20 protein-coding genes and 1 tRNA gene are annotated in these 21,879 nt (G+C 66.4%); 2 read left to right on the top strand and 19 right to left on the bottom strand.

Translation table 11 applies throughout. From position 1 onward, the window contains the following. Window positions 1-39 precede the first annotated feature (39 nt). Together I6E04_RS07730 and larB are read right to left on the bottom strand one after the other, a co-directional pair. Window positions 40-1,485, bottom strand: coding sequence for a LarC family nickel insertion protein (locus I6E04_RS07730; RefSeq protein WP_235422614.1), 1,446 nt, complete (start codon window positions 1,483-1,485; stop codon window positions 40-42). 6 nt (window positions 1,486-1,491) lie between these two features. Continuing rightward, a complete protein-coding gene (gene larB / locus I6E04_RS07725; RefSeq protein WP_235422613.1) occupies window positions 1,492-2,256 on the bottom strand; it encodes a nickel pincer cofactor biosynthesis protein LarB in 765 nt (254 codons plus the stop codon). Between the two features lie 212 nt (window positions 2,257-2,468). Here larB and I6E04_RS07720 point away from each other — a divergent pair, with 212 nt between their 5' ends. Beyond that, window positions 2,469-2,897: a hypothetical protein gene (locus I6E04_RS07720; RefSeq protein ID WP_235422612.1), complete on the top strand. Its 429-nt coding sequence runs from the start codon at window positions 2,469-2,471 to the stop codon at window positions 2,895-2,897. A gap of 231 nt (window positions 2,898-3,128) precedes the next feature. On the opposite strand, the gene I6E04_RS07715 is transcribed toward I6E04_RS07720, so the two are convergent. The 13 genes from I6E04_RS07715 to I6E04_RS07655 form a co-directional block, all read right to left on the bottom strand. Further along, a complete protein-coding gene (locus tag I6E04_RS07715) occupies window positions 3,129-3,509 on the bottom strand; it encodes an arsenate reductase family protein (protein WP_235422611.1) in 381 nt (126 codons plus the stop codon). A gap of 63 nt (window positions 3,510-3,572) precedes the next feature. Then, window positions 3,573-4,007, bottom strand: a complete 435-nt coding sequence (locus I6E04_RS09890) for a helix-turn-helix transcriptional regulator (protein WP_235422610.1) — start codon at window positions 4,005-4,007, stop codon at window positions 3,573-3,575. Between the two features lie 154 nt (window positions 4,008-4,161). Further along, the gene (gene hisE, locus I6E04_RS07705) at window positions 4,162-4,479 is read right to left on the bottom strand and encodes a phosphoribosyl-ATP diphosphatase (RefSeq protein ID WP_235422609.1); all 318 of its coding nucleotides are present in this window, start codon (window positions 4,477-4,479) and stop codon (window positions 4,162-4,164) included. A gap of 66 nt (window positions 4,480-4,545) precedes the next feature. Beyond that, window positions 4,546-4,869, bottom strand: coding sequence for a phosphoribosyl-AMP cyclohydrolase (gene hisI, locus I6E04_RS07700; protein ID WP_328225607.1), 324 nt, complete (start codon window positions 4,867-4,869; stop codon window positions 4,546-4,548). Between the two features lie 56 nt (window positions 4,870-4,925). Further along, entirely contained in the window at window positions 4,926-5,708 is a 783-nt protein-coding gene (gene hisF, locus I6E04_RS07695; protein WP_235422608.1) for an imidazole glycerol phosphate synthase subunit HisF, read from the bottom strand. Then, a complete protein-coding gene (locus I6E04_RS07690) occupies window positions 5,702-6,454 on the bottom strand; it encodes a 1-(5-phosphoribosyl)-5-[(5-phosphoribosylamino)methylideneamino]imidazole-4-carboxamide isomerase (protein WP_235422607.1) in 753 nt (250 codons plus the stop codon). Before I6E04_RS07690 ends, hisF begins: the two co-directional genes overlap by 7 nt. Further along, window positions 6,451-7,194 (bottom strand): glutamine amidotransferase-related protein, encoded by a 744-nt coding sequence (locus I6E04_RS07685; RefSeq protein ID WP_235422606.1) that lies wholly within the window; start codon window positions 7,192-7,194, stop codon window positions 6,451-6,453. The genes I6E04_RS07690 and I6E04_RS07685 overlap by 4 nt, the downstream gene beginning before the upstream one ends. 127 nt (window positions 7,195-7,321) lie before the next feature. Then, the gene (hisB, locus tag I6E04_RS07680; RefSeq protein ID WP_235422605.1) at window positions 7,322-7,909 is read right to left on the bottom strand and encodes an imidazoleglycerol-phosphate dehydratase HisB; all 588 of its coding nucleotides are present in this window, start codon (window positions 7,907-7,909) and stop codon (window positions 7,322-7,324) included. A gap of 64 nt (window positions 7,910-7,973) precedes the next feature. Beyond that, a complete protein-coding gene (hisC, locus tag I6E04_RS07675; protein WP_235422604.1) occupies window positions 7,974-9,056 on the bottom strand; it encodes a histidinol-phosphate transaminase in 1,083 nt (360 codons plus the stop codon). 2 nt (window positions 9,057-9,058) lie between these two features. After that, a complete protein-coding gene (hisD, locus tag I6E04_RS07670) occupies window positions 9,059-10,480 on the bottom strand; it encodes a histidinol dehydrogenase (RefSeq protein ID WP_235422603.1) in 1,422 nt (473 codons plus the stop codon). 162 nt (window positions 10,481-10,642) lie between these two features. Further along, entirely contained in the window at window positions 10,643-12,355 is a 1,713-nt protein-coding gene (gene hisG, locus I6E04_RS07665) for an ATP phosphoribosyltransferase (protein WP_235422602.1), read from the bottom strand. A 211-nt stretch (window positions 12,356-12,566) separates the two neighbouring features. Further along, window positions 12,567-15,074, bottom strand: a complete 2,508-nt coding sequence (locus I6E04_RS07660; protein WP_235422601.1) for a phosphoketolase family protein — start codon at window positions 15,072-15,074, stop codon at window positions 12,567-12,569. Window positions 15,075-15,593: 519 nt separating this feature from the next. Continuing rightward, a complete protein-coding gene (locus I6E04_RS07655; protein WP_235422600.1) occupies window positions 15,594-16,634 on the bottom strand; it encodes a LacI family DNA-binding transcriptional regulator in 1,041 nt (346 codons plus the stop codon). 234 nt (window positions 16,635-16,868) lie between these two features. On the opposite strand from I6E04_RS07655, the gene I6E04_RS07650 reads away from it, so the two are divergent. After that, window positions 16,869-17,450 carry a helix-turn-helix domain-containing protein gene (locus tag I6E04_RS07650; RefSeq protein ID WP_235422599.1) on the top strand — a complete coding sequence of 194 codons (582 nt, stop codon included), beginning with the start codon at window positions 16,869-16,871 and terminating at the stop codon, window positions 17,448-17,450. A gap of 672 nt (window positions 17,451-18,122) precedes the next feature. Here I6E04_RS07650 and I6E04_RS07645 read toward each other — a convergent pair. The 4 genes from I6E04_RS07645 to clpB form a co-directional block, all read right to left on the bottom strand. Then, window positions 18,123-18,198 (bottom strand) — tRNA-Arg (locus tag I6E04_RS07645). Window positions 18,199-18,260: 62 nt separating this feature from the next. After that, window positions 18,261-18,668 (bottom strand): tetraspanin family protein, encoded by a 408-nt coding sequence (locus I6E04_RS07640; protein ID WP_235422598.1) that lies wholly within the window; start codon window positions 18,666-18,668, stop codon window positions 18,261-18,263. 112 nt (window positions 18,669-18,780) lie between these two features. Then, window positions 18,781-18,945, bottom strand: a complete 165-nt coding sequence (locus I6E04_RS07635; protein ID WP_235422597.1) for a hypothetical protein — start codon at window positions 18,943-18,945, stop codon at window positions 18,781-18,783. A gap of 96 nt (window positions 18,946-19,041) precedes the next feature. Then, complete coding sequence (clpB, locus tag I6E04_RS07630; RefSeq protein ID WP_235422596.1) at window positions 19,042-21,660, bottom strand: ATP-dependent chaperone ClpB; 2,619 nt, start codon at window positions 21,658-21,660, stop codon at window positions 19,042-19,044. Between the last annotated feature and the right edge of the window lie 219 nt (window positions 21,661-21,879).

Raw genomic sequence — 21,879 nt, 5'->3', positions numbered from 1 at the left:
GGCGAGGACGCAGGCCGGCGGATCGGACGCGCCGTCCGCCTATCGCGACAGAGCCGCCGCGCGGGCGGCATCCATGATCCGCTGCAGCGAGACGCCCGCACGGCGCGCCACGGCGGCGCAGTCCTCGTATTCCGGCGCGATGCGCGAGGTGCCATCCGGCAGCACGACGCGCTTTATCTGCACGGTACCCCACTCCGTCTGAACCTGCTCGAACGAGCGGACGAGCACCGTGCGGTCCCAGGCGCTGCGACGGACACCGATAGTCGAGGTCTCCTGGAAGATGATCGACTCGAGACGATCGACATCCTCGGATGCCGCGATGACCTGCAGCTGATAGGCGGGACGGCCCTTCTTGGTAAAGACGGGCAGCCAGTGGACCTCGCGCGCGCCGGCGTCGCGCAGGCGGTCGGCGGCGTAGGCGAGCACCTCGGGCGTACTGTCGTCGATATCGCACTCGAGCTTGACGACGTGCGCCGGCGTGCCCGGAACCTCGGGTGCGGGACGCGCGGGCGCGGGCAGCTCGTCGATGAGCAGGGCGCGGACGATCGAGGGCCGCTCATAGGAACGCTTGCCGGCGCCGAGGCCAACACGTCGAACCGTGTAGCGGGCGGGCAGCTCGAAGACGGGATCGAGGGCGGCGACCAAAGCCGCTCCCGTGGGCGTCACGAACTCGCCTTCCACATCCGCCTGGGACAGCGGAAGGCCGTGCTGCGTGCAGACGTTGAGCGTCGCGGGCACGGGCACGGGGATGATGCCGTGCTGGCAGCGGATGGTACCGCGCCCGTCGACGAGCACCGGCACGACGGCACGCTCGATGCCCAGACTGTCGATCAGCACGCTCGCCGCGACGATGTCGACGATGGAGTCGACGGCGCCGACCTCGTGGAAGTGCACCTGATCGAGTGGGACGTCATGGGCTTTGGCCTCGGCGGCGGCGAGGATGTCGAGTGTGCGGTGGGCAAGGGCGCGGGCGCCGACGGTCATATCGGCCGCGTCGATGATGCGCGCGATGTCCGCCGGGCCGCGGTGCTCGTGGTGATGATGATGGTGATGGCCGCCGGCATGACGGTGCTCGTGCTCGTGCTCGTGCTCGTGCTCGTGCTCGTGCTCGTGCTCGTGCTCGTGCTCGTGCTCGTGCTCGTGCTCGTGCTCGTGCTCGTGCTCGTGCTCGTGCTCGTGCTCGTGCTCGTGCTCGTGCTCGTGAGCAGCGTACCCGCTTCCGTGCAGGTAGGCCATATCGTGATCGTGGTTTTCGTGCGCCTCGTCCAACAGGACGGCAAAATCGCAGCAGTCGATGCCCGCCTTCTTGACGCGCGACACTGCGATCTCGAACCCACCCACCGGCAGGCTTGCCAACGCCCGGCGCATCGCCGCCTCGTCAGCACCCGCATCGAGCAGGGCCGCGACCAGCATATCGCCGGCGATACCCGCCTGGCAGTCCAAGTACAGCGTCGCACCCGTCCGCGCGCACATATCGTCCTTCATGGGATCCTAGGCCTCCTTGCCCGGAAGATGGTTGATGAGCGACGCCTGGTACGCCGCACCGAACCCGTTGTCGATATTCACCACGGACACGCCGCTCGCGCAGCTGTTGACCATGGCGAGCAGCGCCGTGAGCCCGCCCAGGTTGGCGCCGTACCCCACGCTCGTGGGCACGGCGATGACCGGGCACGCGGCAAGCCCGCCCACGACGGAGGGAAGCGCACCCTCCATGCCGGCGATCGCGATGATCACCTGGGCGCGGGCGATCTGCTCCCCATGACGCAGCAGCCGATGGATTCCCGCCACGCCCGCATCGTTCACGCAGGTCACGCGGTTGCCGAGGAAACGCGCGGTGAGGGCTGCCTCCGCGGCGACCGACGCATCGCTCGTCCCGGCGGTCAGCACGAGGATCTCGCCGTTGCCGTCGGGCTCGGGCAGCTCGCCGACGACACCGGCACAGGCATCCTCGTGATAGGCCATATCGCAGCCCAGCTGCGCCACGGCGACGGCCTTATCGGCATCGAGCCGCGTGATCAGCACGCGCCGCTGCCCGGCGTCTCTCATCGCCGCGACGATGCCCGCGATCTGCTCGGCCGTCTTACCGGCTCCGTAGATGACCTCGGACACGCCCGTGCGCACGCCCCGCGCGGCGTCGACCTGCGCGTAGCCCAAATCGACCACCGACTCCGTATGCACGCGCTCGACAAGCTCATGCGGCGTCAGGTCGCCCGCGGCGACGGCGCGCGCCAGCTCCTCAAGATCGGATGCGTCCATAAGACCTCCTGCCCTGCACATAGTCGTCCGTCTTTGACGATACCCCATATGATGCGCTCCAAGCCATGGCATGCAGAACCGATTCCACACGGGCTGCGCACACGCGGGCGAAAAAGCGAGTATCCTGCTGCAAAAACCGCGCGGACCGCACGGATGCGCGCGACACGGCGGCGACCGCGCCGCCCGACCCACTCGACCCCTGTGGAGGAACCATGGCACGTGACCATAGCGACGATATCGATCTGAACACCGACGGCGACATCGAGGCGGAGGCGACCGCACCCACTGCAAGCGCGCCCGAACCCGATGCGATGCGGGACAGCGCTCCCGGAAACGGCGTCTCCCCTTCCGATGCCGACGAGGGCATCGATGCCGATGAGGCTCTCGGCAACCCCGGCCTCTCGGTCGCCACGGCGATCTTCGGTATCGTCGGCGTCATCCTCGCGCTGTTCGTCAGCTGGATCTTGAGCATCGTGGCAGGCATCGTCGCCATCGTCTTGGGCACCATGGCGAAGCGTCAGCACGCGCCGTACCCGCGCATGATCACCGCCGGCAGGGTTTTGGGCTTCATCTGCGTCGTCGCCAACACGGTCATGGCCGTCGGCTACGTGCTCTACCTGATGAAGCTCGGCATTCTGTAGGCATTCGCGACGCGTTGCTCCGGGTTGAGCCCGATTTTGGACCCCTTTCGCATCACCCGGCGCAAAAGCTCGTTTACGGTTCGGTTTATGGAGCGGGTGCCGAGTACACCTCGACACCCGCCATCCGTTGACCTGCGGTTTTATTTCAAATCGAATCGAGTCTACTCGCGCACCCGCTCCCGAACCGAACCGTAAACGGGAAAACGGGGTCTTGGGCGACGCCGTCGTCGCTCAGTCGCGGCAAAGGCCCTCCTGCAGCAGGGTCTCGGCCCACGCCTCCTCCTTGAAGCCGACGAGCACCGCGTCGTCGGTCACCACAAGGGGGCGCTTCACGAGCATACCGTCGGTCGCAAGCAGATCGAACGCCTCGTCGTCGGACATGCCGGCATCCAGCTTGGCCTTGATGCCGAGCTCACGGTACTTCATGCCGCTCGTGTTGAAGAAACGCCGGACGGGCAAGCCGGAGCGCTGCTGCCATGCGGCGAGCTCGTCGGCGCGCGGATTGTCCTCCACGATATGGCGGTCGATGTACTCGACGCCGTGCTCATCCAACCACTTCTTGGCCTTCTTACAGGTCGAGCACTTAGGGTATTCGATAAACAGGACGGACATGCGCTGGCCTTTCTCGCGCCGCATATAGATCTCGCGGCGATTGTACCACGCACGCGGACGCGCTTATTGCTGCTCGGCGGCGCGGCGCAAGGCTTCAAGTGCCTCATCCTTGGAGGAAACACCGAGCTTTTCGTAGGCGCGCGTGCAGTACGTGCCGATCGTCGAGCGCGACAGGAAGAGCTCCTCGGCGAGCTGCGCCTGCGTCTTGCCCTGATAGATGCCCACCAGGATGTCGCGCTCCCGGTCGGTCAGGTTGTGCTCGGCGAGCAGGCGATCGATGCGCTTTGCAACACCTTGCGATGGAGCAGCCTGCTGCAAGGGCGCCGCAGGCCCCTCATCGGCTGCGCGCGGCGCCGCGGGAGATTCCGGCCCGTCCTTCGGCTTGCGAAGCTTGCGGACCAAGAACACGATGAGCAGCACCGCGATGGCGATCGGCAGGATAACGCGAAAAAGCAGCACGACGCTGACGATGACCCACTCGAATCCTTTGGGGAGCACAGTCGACCTCCTTGTCCGGCGCCTGTCTACATGGGAGATTATTCCCTATCGACGCGATTCGGTCTGTCGTGCAGCTGCTTGATTTTCTCGACGTTTCCGCAGATGGATCATGTCGTGCAACATGTCTACATGCTCGACATGGACGATGTGGCGCCTAACGATGGCGCGCGTCGAGCTCGCCGGCGAGCTCCTCGAGGGTGATGCCGTAGCGCTCGAGCGTCACCATCAGGTGGTAGACGAGGTCCGCCGCCTCGTAGCGGATGTGATCGTGATCGTCGTCCTTGCAGGCCATAATGACCTCACTCGCCTCCTCGGCGAGCTTCTTGAGCAGGCTGTCGGCCTCGCCCTGCAGAAGCTTTGCCGTGTAGGAGGTCTCCGGCGACGCCTCGCGGCGACCGTGTATGACCGCGGCGAGCCCGGTCAGGGTCTCCCCGATGTTGCCGTCGGTTACGTTGGCGGTGCGAACACCCATGATGCGATCCTTTCCTGGAAAAATAGGGACAGTCCCCATTTTCCCGCGGGAAAATGGGGACTGTCCCTATTTTCCCAGGGTGCGGAAGAAGCAGGTGCGGTTGCCGGTGTGGCAGGCGGGGCCGGGCGAGTCCACGAGGGCGAGCAGCGTGTCGGCGTCGCAGTCCACGCGCAGCTCGCGCAGCCGCTGCATGTTGCCGCTCGTCGCGCCCTTGTTCCACAGCTCCTGGCGGCTACGGCTCCAAAACCAAGTAGTGCCCGTCTCGAGCGTGAGGCGCACGGACTCGGCGTTCATCCACGCCACCATGAGCACCTCGCCCGTGTCGTACTGCTGCACGACGCACGGGATGAGCCCCTGCGCGTCGAACGTGAGCTCGTCGATCTCCATCATCATCCCTTCCCTGCGCATGTCCCAATTTTCTCCTGGCCCCTTTTGGGACAGGGATATCAGAAGTCGAGGCGGACGGGGATGCCCTGCGCCGCCATGTACTCCTTGACCTGCCGAATGCTGTACGTGCCGAAGTGGAACACACTGGCGGCGAGCACGGCATCGGCCTCGCCCTCGATGATGCCCTCGGCGAAATGCTCGAGCGTGCCCACGCCACCGCTCGCGATGACAGGTATGGGCACCGCGCGGGCCACGGCACGGGTCAAAGCCAAATCGAAGCCCTCCTTGGTACCGTCGCGGTCCATGCTGGTAAGCAGGATCTCGCCGGCGCCGCGGCGCGCCGCCTCCTCGGCCCACGCGACCGCGTCGATACCCGTCGGCGTGCGACCGCCGGCGAGGTAGACCTCCCACTTGTCAGCACCCGGCGCGCCGGGTTCACCCACGCGCTTGGCATCGATCGCCACGACCACCGCCTGGCTGCCGAACGCGGCGGCGGCCTGCGCGATCAGCTCGGGATTGCGCACGGCGGCGGAGTTGATCGACACCTTGTCGGCCCCGGCCGCGACCATGCGCCGCATACCGGCAAGGTCGCGAAAGCCGCCGCCCACCGTATAGGGAATCGAGAGCTCCTCGGCGGCGTGAGCCGCCATCTCGATCGTGGTCGCACGGTTGTCGCTCGTCGCCGTGATATCCAGGAAGATGACCTCGTCGGCCCCCTCGCGATCGTAGGCGGTCGCGAGCTCGACCGGATCGCCGGCATCGCGCAGCGCCACGAAGTTCACACCCTTCACGACGCGGCCGTCCTTGACGTCCAAACAGGGGATCACGCGTTTCGTCAGCATGCGCCGTCCACCCCCTTCGCGGCGTCGAGCGCCTGCGCCAAGGTGAAATTACCCTCGTACAGCGCGCGCCCGATGATGCACCCCTCGACGACGTCGGAGCCGGCGGCGGCTAGCGAGCGGATATCGTCGAGCGTCGAGACCCCGCCCGAGGCGACGACCGGGAAACCGGCGCAGGAGGCCACATGGCGATAGGCGTCGACGTCGATGCCCGTCTGCATCCCGTCACGCGCGATATCGGTGAACACCAGATGCTTGAACCCGAGCTCGGCCAGCTGCCCGACCACGTCCTCGACGCTGCGCTCGATGCCGTCGCGCCAACCGTTGATCTTGACCTGGCCGTCGCGCGCGGCGACGTCGGCCACGAGCAGGTTGCCGAATCCCCGGGCTGCCACCTCGGCAAAGCCCGGTTCCGTCACGAGCACGGTACCCAAGGCGATCCGCCGGCAGCCGTAGCCGGCGAGCTCGTCGATGCGCGCAAGCGAGCGCACGCCGCCGCCCAGGTCGACGGACAGCCCCTCGACCTGGCAGATCGCCTTGATGGCGGCGGAATTGGCCGCACGGGCCTCATCGTCCTCCTCGAGCGCGGCGGACAGGTCGACCACGTGGATCCAAGTGGCGCCCTGCTCGACGAAGGCACGCGCCTGCGCGACCGGATCGTCCGAATAGACCTTCATGCGCGACCGGTCGCCGCGCTCCAAGCGCACCACCTTGCCGGCGATAAGGTCGATGGCGGGAAACACGATCATGCGCGGACCTCCTTCACGCGCTCGTCGACGATACGGACGAAATTCTCGAGGATCAGGTGGCCGTGGGCCGAGGATTTCTCCGGATGGAACTGGCAACCGTAGATGTTGCCGTGCCACACGACCGAGCCGAAATCGCGCGCATAAAACGTGCGCGCGGCGATATCGGCGGCGTCCACGTCCCCGTCGAGCGCATACGAATGGGTGAAGTACACGTTCGCGCCCTCGTCGAACCCCTCGAGCAGCGGACAGGCGGTGCCCGTCGGCGTGAGATGCACCTGATCCCAGCCGACATGGGGAACCTTCAGGCGCCGCGACGGAAGCAGCGTGCACGAGCCGGGCAGCAATCCGAGCCCACGGACCCACCGCCGACCTTCGGCGGCGAACACCGTACCGGGCGCGAGGTTCGACCCGGCCCGATCGGCCGCGTCAGACAGCGGCGCATCGTCCGGCACACCCTCGTCGCCCCGCTCGAACAGCAGCTGAAGACCCAGGCAGATGCCCAAAAACGGCGTGCCCTCGCCGCCTGCGAGCGCATCGACGACCGCACCGTCCTGACCGGACGCGCGCATGAACGCGATGGCGTCGTAAAACGACCCGACGCCGGGCAGCACCAGCCCGTCGGCGGCGCGGATCCGCTCGGGATCGTCCGAGACGACCGCGTCCGCGCCGGCGCGCGCGAGGCCGCGAGCCACGCTCGACAGATTGCCCTTGTGGTAATCGATGACGACGATCGTCGACATATCGCTCCTCTCAGATGTCCCAATCGGGGCCGGGAGAATATCGGGGCACAGTGTGGGCCGGGCCCGAAGCCTGTCACCGCGGCCGGGCCCGGAGTCCGCCGCTGCGACCGCGCCGCGCCCTTCGGCGCTACAGCGAACCCTTGGTGGACGGCACGCCGCTCACGCGCGGATCGAGCTCGCACGCAAAGCGCATCGCACGACCCACCGCCTTGAACGCCGCCTCGATGATGTGATGGCTGTTCGCGCCGGCAAGCTCGCGCACGTGCAGCGTCACGCGCGCGTCGCGGGCGAAGGCGTAGAAGAACTCGACGGCCAGCTCGGTGTCGAACGCACCCACGCGCTCGGTGGGCAACGGCAGCTCGCAATAGGCCTGGCCGCGACCCGAGATGTCCACGGCTGCCATGACGAGCGTCTCGTCCATCGGAATGGCGACGTCGGCGAAGCGCGTGATGCCCTCTTTACCGCCCAGCGCCTGCGCGAACGCCTGCCCGAGCACGATGCCCGTGTCCTCGATGGTGTGGTGCGCATCGACCTCGACATCGCCGGTCGCCCGCACCATCAGGTCGAACAGCCCGTGCCGCCCGAACGCGTCGAGCATATGGTCGAAAAACGGCACGCCCGTCGCGATGTCGCAGCGCCCCGATCCGTCCAGATCGAGCTTGATGGTGATATCGGTCTCTCCCGTCGTACGGGTCACTTCGGCTATGCGCGCCATAGGTCCTCGCCCCTCCTCATCGTCTCCAAGCATCCGTGCCATCCGGCCGCCGGCCGGGCACCTCTCAGTCTAGCAGCGCCGCGAGCGCCGCCAGCACCTCGTCGTTCTCCTCGGGCGTGCCCACCGTGATGCGCAGGCACCCGTCGAGACCCGGCGCGTAGGAAAAGTCGCGCACGAGGATGGAATACTCGTCGCGCAACCGCTCGCGGATGCGACTCGCCCCCTCCATGCGCACGAGCAGGAAATTGCCGCTGCTCGGCCACACCTGCACGCGGGAGTCGGCGGCAAGTGCGGCGTACATCCGCTCGCGCTCGGAGCGCACCTGCTCCACCACGGGCCCAAACGCCTCGCGCGAGCGCACCATGGCGGTGGCAGCCGCCTGCGTGAGCACGTTGACGGAGTAGATCTGCCGGATCGCGGCGAACACCTCGATGATGTCGGGCGCGGCGATCACGTACCCGCAGCGGAGGCCCGCCGCGCCGAACGCCTTGGACAGCGTGTGCAGGATGACGAGGTTCGGGCAGCTCGACAGCAGGCCCTGCACCGACGCGCCCGCGTCGGCGAACTCGATATAGGCCTCGTCGACCATGACGGGGCCGGGGCACGCCCGGCACAGCTGCGCGATGAACGAATGCGACACCACGTCGCCCGTCGGATTGTTGGGCGAGGTGACGATTGCGAGGTTCGCCTGGGGTGCCGCCGCGAGCAGGGCGCGCTCGTCGAGCGCGAACGTCTTGCGGTCGCGGCGGACGTTGCGCACCCCGGTGCGGGTCAGCGAGGCGAAGAACTCGTACTCCGAGAAGCACGGCGGGCAGTTGAGCATGCGCCGCCCCTCGCCGCCGAACGCGAGCAGGAAGTTGAACAGCAGCTCGTCACCGCCGTTGCCCACGCAGATGTTCTCGCGGGCGACCCCGTGGCGAGCCGCCAGCTCGTCGCGCAGCTCGTTGGACATGGGATCGGGATAGCGATTGAGCGGCGTGGCCGCCAGCGCCTCGTCGACGGCGCCTCGCACGTCGGCGGGTAGCGGATAGGTGTTCTCGTTGGCCGACAGGTTGATGCGCGTCGGCGTGAAGTTGGGGTCGTAGGGCTCGATGCCCGCCAGATACGGCTGGACCATCGCCCGCATGCGCTCGGAAAGCTCCGCCATGGCTACCTCCCCGCCTTCGTCGCGTCGGCGCCGGCGGCCACGGTCTCGGGCGCGTCGCCCGGCCATGCGACGGCGGTCAGGTCGACCGCGGCCAGCGCCTCGGTGCTCACGGCGTCGGTGCCCTCCTCGAGCGCGCGGCGGCGAAGACCGGCCGACAGCGCGTGCGCCCACAGGCCTTCCGCCTCCGCCATGCGCTGCGTCGCCGGCGCGTCGGCCAAAAGGCCGGCGGGCGTGTAGCAGATGACCGACGAGCGCTTGACGAAGTCGTCCACGGACAGCGGGTTGGAGAACGCCGCCGTACCGCCGGTGGGAAGCGTGTGATTGGGCCCGGCGACGTAATCGCCGAGCGGCTCGGAGCTCCATGCGCCCACGAAGATGGCGCCGGCGTTGCGGATGGAGCCGAGCAGCCCCAGCGCATCGGCGCAGTGCAGCTCGAGGTGCTCCGGCGCGATGGTGTTCACCGCCGCGACGGCCGCCTCCATGTCCGGAGCGATGACCACCATGCCCTGGTCGTCCAGCGAGGCGCGCGTGATCTCCTCGCGCGGGCTCGCCGGCAGCAGCACCTCGAGGGCGCGCGTGACGTCCGCGGCGAGCTGCGCGTCGCACGTCACCAGGTAGCAGGCGGCGAGCGGGTCGTGCTCCGCCTGGGCCATCAGGTCGGCGGCGACCACGGCGGGTTCGGCCGTGGCGTCCGCGAGCACGCACACCTCGGAGGGACCGGCGACCATGTCGATGCCGACGTCGCCCGAGACCAAGCGCTTCGCCGCGGCGACGTAGGCGTTGCCCGGTCCGGTGATCTTTTCCACGCGCGGGATAGATTCGGTGCCGTAGGCGAGCGCCGCGATCGCCTGGGCGCCGCCCACGGTGTAGATCTCGTCCACGCCGCCGATCTTGGCCGCCGCCAGCGTATACGGCGAGATGGGACATGCGCCTGGCTCGGACGCACGCTGCGGCGGAGTGACCATGACGACGCGCTCGACGCTCGCCACCTTGGCGGGGATGGCGTTCATGAGCACGGTGGAGGGATACTGCGCGCGGCCGCCCGGCACGTAGATGCCCGCCGCCGCGACCGGGGTCACCTTGACGCCGAGCATGGTCCCGTCGGCGCGCGTGGTGAACCACGACTGCTCGACCTCGCGCTCATGGAAATCGCGGATCTGCGCCGCGGCCTTCTCGAGCGCCGCGATGAACGACGGATCGAGCTGGTCGAGGGCGGCATCGACCTGCTCGGGCGCCATGCGGAAACACGCGACGTCGACGCCGTCGAAGTCGCAGCAGTAGCGGCGAAGGGCCGCGTCGCCCTCGGCGCGCACCGCATCGATGATCTGCTGCGCCGCGGCGGTGATATCCGCCGGCAGCACGCCCTCGCGCGTGAGCATCGAGGCGTCGAGGCGCTCACCGGAAGCCAAGGTGACGGTCTTCATGGGCTTCTCTCCTTAAAGCCACCGGCGGAGCCGGCGGCGAATCAGCTGGAAAGGGCGCACGGCCATGCGACCGTGCGCCCGCGGGTATGCGCTATGACTTTATCACGATAAAGTTCCTCCCACAACGCGGGAGAACGTATGTCATGCGTTGGTTACGAACGACTACGCCTTTCGCAGGGCCGCCAGACGCGCCGCAAGCTCCCTCACGCGGGCATCGATGCGCGCGCGGCCCGGGTTCACAAAGAACCGCGCCGTGCACTCCATGATCTCGCCGGTGATGACCAGGTCGTTTTCGCGCAGGGTGGTGCCCGTCGCCGTGATGTCCACGATGCGGTCGGTCATGCCCACGATCGGACCGAGCTCGATGTTGCCGTGCAGCGACACGATGTCGGCGTTGATGCCGCGGCTCGCGTACCACGCGCCCGCGATGCGCGGATACTTTGTCGCCACGCGCAGGCTGCCGCGCCGCGCGTAGGCGCGCTCGGCGGCACCGGCGGCAGCGGCGGGCTCCGCCTCGATGAAGCGGCAGGCGCCGAAGCCCAGGTCCACGAGCTGCAGCAGGTTCATATCCGCCTCGATGAGCGAGTCGCGCCCGCAGATGCCGCAGTCGGCACCACCGCACGCCACGAACGCCGGGGCGTCGGTGGGTCGCACGATGATGAACTCCACCTCGCCGATCGAGTTCGGCCCTTCGCGCAGGTCGCGGGAACGGAAGATGAGATGCCTGCCCGGGTCGCGAAGCGGGGACACGTCGAGCCCCGCCTCCTCGAGCACGCGCAGCGCGTCGACATTGAGCGAGCCCTTGGGCACGGCGATGCGCAGGGGCGCGGCCATGTCGCGCACGACGGCGCTGTCCCCTCCCGCCGCCGGAACGGCGACGCCATCGTCGCCCTCGCCGTCGATCGGCCTCACGATCTCCAGCCGCTCGAGCGAGAAGGCGAAGCCCGCCGCCGGCACATGGTCCGCCCCGGCGACGGCGCCGTCGAGCACGCGGTCGTAGCGGCCACCCGAACCCACGGAATCGGGCATTCCCGCAGCGTAGATCTTGAACACCAATCCGGTGTAGTAATCGAACGAGCTCATGATCGAGAAGTCGAAGGCGAGGCGCTCGGCGACATCCAGCCCTTCCTGCGCAAGCGAGGCGTACAGCGCGCGCAGCTCGTCGACCGTGCCGGCACCGACGCCCGCCTCGCCCAGCAGGGAGTCCACACGGTCGAGCACCTCGAGGCCGCCGTGCAGCCGCGGCAGCTCGCAGATCGCGCGCTTGACCGCAGGCGCCTCGTCGCTCGCGCGAACCTCGTCGTCCAGATCGACCAGGTTGTTCACGTGGACCAACGCGAGCACGCGCTCGGCCAGCGCACGGTCCGAGCAGCGCGCCAAGAGCTCCTGGAAGGGCCGCACGCTGCCGCAGACGAGACGCCACGACGGCAGACCGAGCGCCAGCGTGGCCTCCACGGCGATCGAGACGATCTCGGTGTCGCCCGCGACGCCGCCCTCGCCGATCAGCTCGTAGCCGAGCTGGGTGAACTGGCGCGACGTACCGGAGTTGCGCGCGGCGCCGCGCACCACGGGCGCCTCGTAGCGCAGGCGGAGCGGCAGGTCGGCCGCGCGCATCCGCGACGACACGAGGCGCACGATCGGCAACGTGTTGTCGGGACGGACCATGAGGAAGCGCCCGTCGTCGTCGAACAGCTTGAACGGCGAATCGGTCAGACGGCCGCCGCCCTCCAGGGCGGCACGGCTCTCGAGCAGCGGGGTCTCGACCGGCAGGTACCCATGGGCCTTGAGGCGGTCCTTCACCGTGAGCGCGATGTCCTCGCGCGCCTGCGCCTCTTCGGGCAGGATGTCCCTGAATCCCCACGGTGTGGTGGTCATGGCAAAGCCCCTTTCGTCGGCCGCTCGCTCGGATATGCGCGGTCGTCCCCGATGTCCCATTTTCTCCTGTCCCTTTTGGGACATCGTGCGTCCCGGGACAGGTATTGCGGTACTTTAGCACACTGGAGTGCAGCCGTATGTCAGCGGCATGCAAAAAGCGCCCCGGATCGCTCCGGAGCGCTTTTCGTCAGCCTGATATGAGACCGAGCGACTACTCGTTGTCGCCGGCGGTCATCTGGGTCGCGGAGAGCTCGGCGTCGGTCGCGGCGGCGGCGTCGGGCCAGACCCAGTTGGTGAAGTCGGGGTGATCGAAGCCCTCGTCCACGGCGAAGTGGAACGCCTCCTCGCGGAAGTCCTCCCACGCATCGATCTGGTCGGCGAACTTGTCGCCGTCGACCAGGCGCAGCGCGTCGGCAGCCAGGGCCCAACGGTCCATGTTGTTGAGGCGCAGCATGTCGAACGGGGTGGTCGTGGAGCCCTTCTCCTCGTAGCCGTGCACGCGGAAGGACTTGACGCCCGGGCGATCCCACAGGACGCGGTGGATGGTGCCCTCGTAAGCGTGGAAGCAGAACAGCACCGGCTTGTCGCCGTCGCCGAAGAACTCGCAGAAGCGCTCGTCGGAGATGGCCTGATCGTTGTCGGCGAGGCTCTGGATCTTGAGCAGGTCGACGACGTTCACGAACCACACCTTGACACCGAGCTTCTTCAGCAGGTCGGTCGCGGCCAGGGCCTCCATGGTGGGCACGTCGCCGCAGGAGGCGATCACCAGGTCGGCATCCTCGAGGCTGTCAGCGGTGCTGGCCCAATCCCAGACGGCCAGACCCTCCTCGAGCTCGGCCTTGGCCTCGTCGACGGTGATGAAGGTCGGGGCGGGCTGCTTGCCGCAGAAGATGGCGTTCACGCAGTTGGTGGACTGGTAGGCGCGCTCGGCCACGGCAAGGGCCATGTTGGCGTCGCACGGATAGTAGGCGTTCACGATGTGCGTGTCGTTTGCCTTGTTGAGCAGCAGGTCGATGAAGCCGGGGTCCTGGTGCGAGAAGCCGTTGTGGTCCTGACGCCACACGTGGCTGGTCAGCAGGATGTTGAGGCCGGCGATCGGCTCGCGCCACGGGATCTCGCGCACGGTGGCCTCGAGCCACTTGCAGTGCTGGTTGACCATGGAGTCGACCACGTGCACGAAGCTCTCGTAGGTGCTCCACACGCCATGGCGGCCGGTGAGCAGGTAGGCCTCGAGGAAGCCCTCGCACTGATGCTCGGAGAGCTGCTCGATGACCTTGCCGGAGGTGGCCAGCAGCTCATCGTTGTCGGCGTCGGCGTGGTAGCCGGCCTCCCACTGCTTCTTGGTCACCTTGTAGGCGTCCTGCAGGCGGTTCGACGCGGTCTCGTCCGGGCCGAAGATGCGGAAGTCGTCGTTGGCGGCCAGCACGTCGGCGGTGTAGGCGCCGAAGACGCGGGCGGCCTCGGTGGAGCCCCAACCGTGACCCTTCTCGGCGACCGGCACCTCATGGGCGTGGATGTCGGGCAGCACGAGGTCGCGACGGATCTTACCGCCGTTGGCGTTGGGGTTGGCGCCGATGCGCAGATCGCCGGCGGGCATGAAGGCGGTCACCTCGGGACGGACCTGACCCTCGGGCGTGAAGAGCTCCTCGGGGTTGTAGGAGCGCAGCCAGGCGCGCAGGACGCGGAAGTGCTCGTGGGTGTCCTTGGCGCTCGCCAGCGGCACCTGGTGGGCACGCCAGGAGTCCTCGGTCTTCTTGCCGTCGATGTGCTTGGGGCACGTCCAGCCCTTGGGCGTGCGGAAGATGATCATCGGGTAGACGGGACGGGTCTCGACGCCGGTCTCGGCCTTGACCTTGATGTCGCAGATCTCGTCGAAGACCTCCTCGAGCAAGTTGGCGAAGCGGGCGTGGATCGACATGTGCGGCTCGTTGTCGAAGCCGGCCATGAAGAAGTGCGGCTTGTAGCCCATGCCCTCGAAGAACTTGGTGAGCTCCTCGTCGGAGATACGGGCGAGGATGGTCGGGTTGGCGATCTTATAGCCGTTGAGGTGCAGGATCGGCAGCACGATACCGTCGGTCTTGGGGTTCACGAGCTTGTTGGACTGCCAAGAGGTGGCAAGCGCCGCGGTCTCGGCCTCGCCGTCGCCCACCACGGCGACCGCGAGCAGGCTCGGGTTGTCCATGACGGCGCCGAAGGCGTGGGACAGGGTGTAGCCGAGCTCGCCGCCCTCGTGGATGGAGCCGGGGGTCTCGGGAGCGAAGTGGCTGGGGATGCCGCCGGGATAGGAGAACTGGCGGAAGAACTTCTGCAGACCGGCCTCGTCATCGGTGATGTCGGGGCGGATCTCACGGTAGGTACCGTCGAGGAGGGACTGCGCGGTGCCGGCCGGGCCGCCGTGACCGGGGCCCATGAGGAACACGGTGTTCTGCTGGTGATCGGCGATGAGGCGGTTCACGTGGCCGAACAGGAAGTTGATGCCCGGGGTGGTGCCCCAGTGGCCGACGAGGCGGTGCTTGACGTCGGGACGACCGAAGTCGCGGGTCTCGCCGGTCTTCTCGTCAACCCAGTCCTTCTTCATGAGCGGGTTGGAACGCAGATAGATCTGGCCGACGGAGAGGTAGTTGGCGCAGCGCCAATACTTCTCGACACCGGCGAGAGACTCGGCACTCACGGGAGTGTTGAGCTTCTTCCACGGAGTTCCGATCACGGGGTTGGACATGTGCTCCTCCTTTTCATCACGCCGAGCGGTATGCCAGGCGATTCAGCACGAAGATCGATGCGGACAGGTGCGAACCGACAGTAGCGAGGCGCAGGCAGGGGTTCCGCGCCTCTTGGTACCGTCCGGGTTTGGGGTGTGGTCGGACCCTCCGGTGCGCACCTGTCACGAGCATCAGCTTACAGTATAAGTGGTAAAACGTTTTAGCATCGTGAAAAAACGTTTTATCTTCGGGAAAAGTTTTGGTTATCGCTCGGTAAGGGACGATCGTGCGGGACGCATACGCCGAGTCGAAGCGGGCCCGCACCCATCCCGGGACCTCCTACACGGTTAATTAACTGGGATTTTACAATTGCCGCGGCCGGCTGTGGCGCGCGGCGGTGATCCAAGGCTCCCGCACGGGGCGTTCAACCGTCCGTTCACCGGATGCACACCTGTTGCCGTTCGCGGCCGAATACCTACCGTTTGCGGCAGACGGACAAAGCGGAAATCGTCGACGATATAGAGCGGCTGCGCGCCGAATCAGCGCGCGCCGGCGCCTTGGCGCTCAGCGAGCGGTGCCACGCTCTCCTTGATGACGAGGTGCGGCTTGAGCACGCGCTCCACCGGATCGCTCGACGGGTTCGCCAGGCGGCGCATCATCAGGCCCACCGCATGGTGGGACAGCTCGCCGACGTTCTGCTCAATCGAGGTCAGCGACGGCTCGAACAGGGCGTCCGCCGCGCTGTTGTCGTAGCTCACGAGCGAGTAGTCGTCCGGCACGTGCTTACCCATCTCGTGCAAGCGCTTGAGCAGGCCGAGCGTGATGTTGTCCGAACTCGCAAACACCGCGGTCGCGTCGGAGGCGACCACCTCGGTCGCCGCCTCGTAGGCGCTCGAGATGTAGTACTCGCTCTCCACGACCAGCGAGAGGTCGGGCTCCATGCCCATCTCGCGCAGCGCGCGCAGGTAGCCACGCAGGCGCTTGCGGCCGGTGACGGTCTTGGCCGCGTTCACCATGCACGAGATGCGACGATGCCCCTGCTGGAGCAGATAGCGCGTGGCCATGTAGCCTCCCAGCTCGTGGTCGAACATGACCTTGTCGCACGACAGCTCGTCCATCACGCGGTCGACCATGACGTAGGGGATGGTGAGGTTCGACAGCTCGTCGAACAGGGCGCGATCGTCGGGCGCCTCGTCGCTGACGACGAGGAAGATGCCGTCGACGCCGCGTGTCACGAGCAGGTTGAGCAGCTCGAGGTCGTTTTCGGCCAAGCCGTCGGAATTGGTGATGAACAGCGCGTAGCCCTCGGCGCGGCAGCGCTGCTCGAGGTTTTTGGCCAGCGACGAGAAGAAGCGGCTCTCGATGTTGGGAACGATCAGGCCAAGCGTCTTGGACTGCTGCGTGACCAGGCTGCGGGCGATCTGGTTGGGGATGTAGTGCTCGCGCGCCGCGACTTCTTTGATGCGGCGGCGGTTCTCCTCGGAGATACGGCAGGGCCGGTTGTTGAGCACGAGCGACACGGACGCGGGCGACAGACCCACCTCCCGCGCGATCTGCTTCAATGTCACCTTGTTGGCCACGACGACGCTCCTTTGTATCGTTCGCTGTGCCGGAGAGCATCTGATTGGAACTTATACCACGATACGCGCTCTTTATAATAGCGAGCGCCCGTTCCTTCACACGGGCGAAACTACGCACCCCGCTTCGTCCATCATGACACAAGGCGGATTTCGGGCCAATGTCAAAGACATTTGATAGACGACGCGAGCGGCGGCCGCCATACTTGGTTCGTGGAACACGAGCTGGGGGCGTCCATGAACAGAAATACGCGTGAATTCGAATACGACAAGGCGACGATCGGAGCCCGCATTCGCGATGTGCGCACGAAACGCGGTGTATCCCAAGAGGCCCTCGCCGAAGCGCTTCACGTGTCACGGCAAACGGTATCAAATTGGGAACGGGGTAAAACCCTGATCGACGTGCAGAGTCTCGCCGAGATGGCCCGCGCGCTCGAGACAACGCTGCCCGAACTGCTGGGAGAACCCGAGATGCGGCGCATGGTCGAGCGCGGCGGCGACACCCGTCGCGAGCTTATGACGATCTACGTAGGGCTTTCCCTATTCGTGCCCGCGGTAATCCTGCTCGAATTCATGCACGGGACAGCAGCGTCCCTTTGGTTCGCGTGCGCTCTGATACCGCCGGCGATTTGGTTTTCGTGGCGAGCCTTTGCGGTGGAGCGCGACCTTGGACTGCGGTGCGCGCGAGAGGTTGCCGAGTATATCGAGCGCGGAACGTTGCCGAAGCACTCCGGGCGCCCACGGTCGTTCGCGGCATATATCGCCCTGGGCATCGGACTATGGCTTTTCCTAGAGTTCATCTTGGGATTGCTTTCGTAATTGCGACATCTCGAAACGAGCGCGCGCCCGCTATTCATTATTTGGCGGAATACACCCGGAATATGCATCGTTAAACCCAACTTAACCGGACGGGAAACTTCGTTTTGGGGCAAGTGGTCATCAACGAACGATTCCTGACAGGATGGAGGCGCTCACCCACGAGCGCCTCATCGGGATCGTCAGTCGATATAATATGAATTGATATCTTATATTGCATTTTGCGAATCGCCGCGCAGCCGGCAGCCGAACCTCGCGAAAGCATATTGCTTGCCGCCAGCTCAACCACCCTGAATATCGCCATCCGTCAGCCTGCGATGACAGTAATCGTCCATGCGTGACCAAAAGCAAACTCTCAAGCAAGGAAAAAGGCACCCCGAGCCAAAATGATGCCTACGAGGAGACTAGCGATGCGAATGTCGGCGACCCGAGTCCGCGGGCAGGCGCACAAACCAGAAACGGCGCCGCAGCAGCGACGCCGTCTTGTTCCCTGGTGCCCCCGGGCGGATTCGCGTCCGGCTGCGCCGTCCGCAGCTTCGGGCGCTCGCGCGCCCTCGCACGCTCGCTGGCAAACGCTCACGCGTTTGCACAGCCTCGCGACCCCAGCGGGTTCGAATCCGCCGCGAGCCGTACAAACGAGAAACGGCGCCGCAGCAGCGACGCCGTCTTGTTCCCTGGTGCCCCCGGGCGGATTCGAACCGTCGACACCCGCTTTAGGAGAGCGGTGCTCTATCCCCTGAGCTACGGAGGCAAGTAGTGAGCATTCTAGCAGAACGCCCATCGGCCCATCGGCCCGATGCGAATCTCCACGCCTTAGAGCAGGCGATCCGCCGCGTCCTTCTTGGCGCGCACCGCACACACCGCGGCGATCAGCGCCACGACCGCGTACGCGATGTTGTACACGGGAGAGCCGGAACCGCCCGTCAGGACCAGCACCACACCGGCGACGTTGACGAGCATGATGATGACGCACAGCACGATGAACGTACCGAGCTTCGCCGGGTTATTCGCACCGAGTGCGCCGGAGATGCCGGCGATCAGGTAGAACACGCCGGTCGCGATCATGATGATGCCGGCGGTCTGTGCCGAGGCGGCACCGCCGTCGGCAGCATCGAGCGATCCGGCGTTCATGAACATCACGGCGCCGAAGATGACGGACAACACGCCCAGCACGAGCATGATGAGCGCGATGACCTTGACGGTCTTGCACAACGAGGACATGGGTCTCCTTCCCTGATGCGACGCGACGACACGCGCGACGCAATCGGATTCGAACGAATCAACTCAATTATAGTAGCCTGCTGCAGCCGCCCATGCGGCGGTAACCCGCCATCTATCCCCACGGATCGCGCTCGAACAGCGGCTCCGGATCGGGACGCCGATCGGAATAGGGGTCGTACCCGTCATCGTCCTCGTTCTCCGCACGGATAAACGGATCGTCCGGCAGCGTTGCGCGACGCTGCGCCGCCGCACGGTCCTTCTCCTCCGGTCGAGCCATGGCGGCCCCCTCTCGTTCAAAGAACATGTCCCAAAAGGGGGCTGGCCCCTTTTGGGACATTGTACTGGGAAAATAGTGCCTGTCCCTATTTTCCCGCTATTCGGGGATCTCGTAGGTCGGGGCCGGGCCCGTGGCGTCGGACGCCACGAAGAACCTGCCGTCGGTGTCGACGTCGACCGTGATCTGGTCGCCCTCGCGCACGCGACCGTCGATGATGGCCTCGGCGATGGTGTCCACGACCTCCGTCTGGATCAGGCGCTTGAGCGGACGCGCGCCGAAGACCGGGTCGAGGCCGCCCACGGCGAGCATCTGCTTGGCGCTCGGCGTGATGTCGAGCGTCATGCGCTCCTTGGCAAGGCGCGCGCGGACGTCGGCGAGCTGGATGTCGACGATCTTGTCGATCTGCGCCATGCCGAGCGGGTGGAACACGACGATGTCGTCGATACGGTTCAGGAACTCGGGCCTGAACGTCTGGCGCATAGCCTCGTCGACCTCGCGCTTCATGGCCTCGTCGTCCTTGCCGGAGAGCTCCGCGATGGCGTTGGAGCCCACATTCGACGTCATGATGATGATCGTGTTCTTGAAGCTCACCACGCGGCCCTGGCCGTCGGTCAGGCGTCCGTCGTCGAGCACCTGCAGCAGGATGTTGAACACGTCGGGGTGCGCCTTCTCCATCTCGTCGAGCAGGATGACGCTGTACGGACGACGGCGCACGGCCTCGGTGAGCTGGCCGCCCTCGTCGTAGCCCACGTATCCCGGAGGCGCGCCGATCAGGCGCTGGACGCTGAACTTCTCCATGTACTCGGACATGTCGATGCGCACGAGCGCGCGCTCATCGTCGAACAAGCACGTCGCGAGCGCCTTGGCGAGTTCGGTTTTGCCCACACCGGTGGGGCCGAGGAAGAAGAAGCTACCGATGGGCTTGTCGGGATCGGCCAGGCCTGCGCGGCTGCGGCGCACGGCCGCGGCGACGGCACGCACCGCCTCGTCCTGGCCGATGACGCGCTTGTGCAGGTCGCCCTCCAGGTCGCGGAGCTTCTCGATCTCGCCCTGCATCATCTTGGACACCGGCACGCCGGTCCACGCGGAGACGACCTCGGCGATCTCGTCGGAGGTCACCTGCTCCTGCAGGCCGCCCTCGGTCTTTTGCGCCTCGATCTCGGCCTCGCCGTCACGCACCTGCTGCTCCAGGCTCGGAATCACCGAGAAGCGCAGCTCCGAGGCGCGGGCGAGGTCACCGTCGCGCGTCGCACGCTCCTCCTCGCTCTTGGCCTGGTCGAGCTGGGCCTTCAGATCCTGCACGCGGTCGATGGCGTTCTTCTGGTTGAGCCAACCGGCCTTCTGGACGTTCAGCTTCTCCTGGACCTCGGCGATCTCCTGGCGCAGGGCCTCCAGACGCTCGGCGGAGGCCTCGTCGGTCTCCTTCATGAGCGCCTGCTCCTCGATCTGCATCTGCGTGAGCTTGCGCTGCGTCTGGTCGATCTCGACCGGCATGGAGTCGAGCTCCATGCGCAGACGGGACGCGGCCTCGTCCACCAGGTCGATGGCCTTGTCAGGCAGGAAGCGGTCGGCGATGTAGCGGTCGGACAGGTCCGCCGCGGCCACAAGAGCACCGTCGGTGATATGCACGCCGTGGTAGATCTCGTACTTCTCCTTCAGGCCACGCAGGATGGAGATGGTGTCCTCAACGGAGGGCTCCCCCACCATGACCGTCTGGAAACGACGGGCGAGCGCGGCGTCCTTCTCGATGTACTTGCGGTACTCGTCGAGCGTGGTCGCGCCGATGGCGTGCAGGTCGCCGCGGGCGAGCGCCGGCTTGAGGATGTTGCCGGCGTCCATGGAGCCCTCGGTGGCACCTGCACCCACGATGGTGTGCAGCTCGTCGATGAACAGGATGACGCGGCCCTCGGACTTCTCGACTTCCTTCAGCACGGCCTTCAGGCGATCCTCGAACTCGCCGCGGTACTTGGCGCCGGCCACAAGGGCGCTCATGTCGAGCTCGATGAGGTCGCGGTCCTTGAGCGTGCTGGGCACGTCGCCGGCCACGATGCGCTGGGCGATGCCCTCGACGATGGCGGTCTTGCCCACGCCGGGCTCGCCGATGAGCACGGGGTTGTTCTTCGTACGGCGCGAGAGCACCTGGATGGTGCGACGGATCTCGTCGGTACGGCCGATGACCGGGTCGAGCTTACCGGCGCGCGCGAGGTCGCAGATGTTGCGGCCGTACTGCTCCAGCGCCTCGAACTGCGTCTTGTCCTCGGCGGTCTTGACGCGGTCGTCACCGCGGAGCTCCTGGTAGACCTCCTCGATGCGCTCGGGCGTGACGCCGGCGGCCTTGAGGACCTGGCCGGCGGCGCCCTTGTCCTCGGCGAGCGCCATGAGCAGGTGCTCGGTCACCACGAAGTTGTCCTGCATCTTGGTGGCGCGCTTCTCGGCGCGTTCGAGCGTACGCACGAGGTCACGCGACAGGCCCATCTCGGCGCCGTCGCCGGAGACCTTCGGGGCGTGCTCGATGGCCTCGGCCGCGGCGTGCGAAAGCTGCGTCGGGTCGGCGCCGATGCGCTCGATGATGACGGAGATGTTGCGCTCACCGCCCGTGAGCAGCGCGGACAGCAGGTGGATGGGCTCCACCGCGCCTGCCTGCGCATCGCTCGCGATGCCGATGGCCGCCTGCAGCGCCTCGCGCGACGTCACGGCCAGTTTCTCGATTCTCATATGCCTCACCTCTCCTGCGGTGGGAAATTAGGGACAGGCACTTTTTTCCCACGCGGTCTGTCTGCCGCCCTGCGGGACGGCATTCGTCTGTTCGAGAGGTATTGTTTCCTATTTTTGCAGCAGCTATACCAAAATCTAAGTCTCCATATATAAGATTTTCTAAGTGCAACAAGTTTGTACCTAGCACCATCTTGTCGCGTCGGCGACTCCTGTTTCAGG

The sequence above is a fragment of the Collinsella tanakaei genome (genome assembly GCF_021531055.1).
In the GTDB taxonomy this organism is placed as follows: domain Bacteria; phylum Actinomycetota; class Coriobacteriia; order Coriobacteriales; family Coriobacteriaceae; genus Collinsella; species Collinsella tanakaei_B.
Note: the sequence above shows the minus strand (reverse complement) of the source record. Positions and strands in the feature narration are given on the sequence as shown.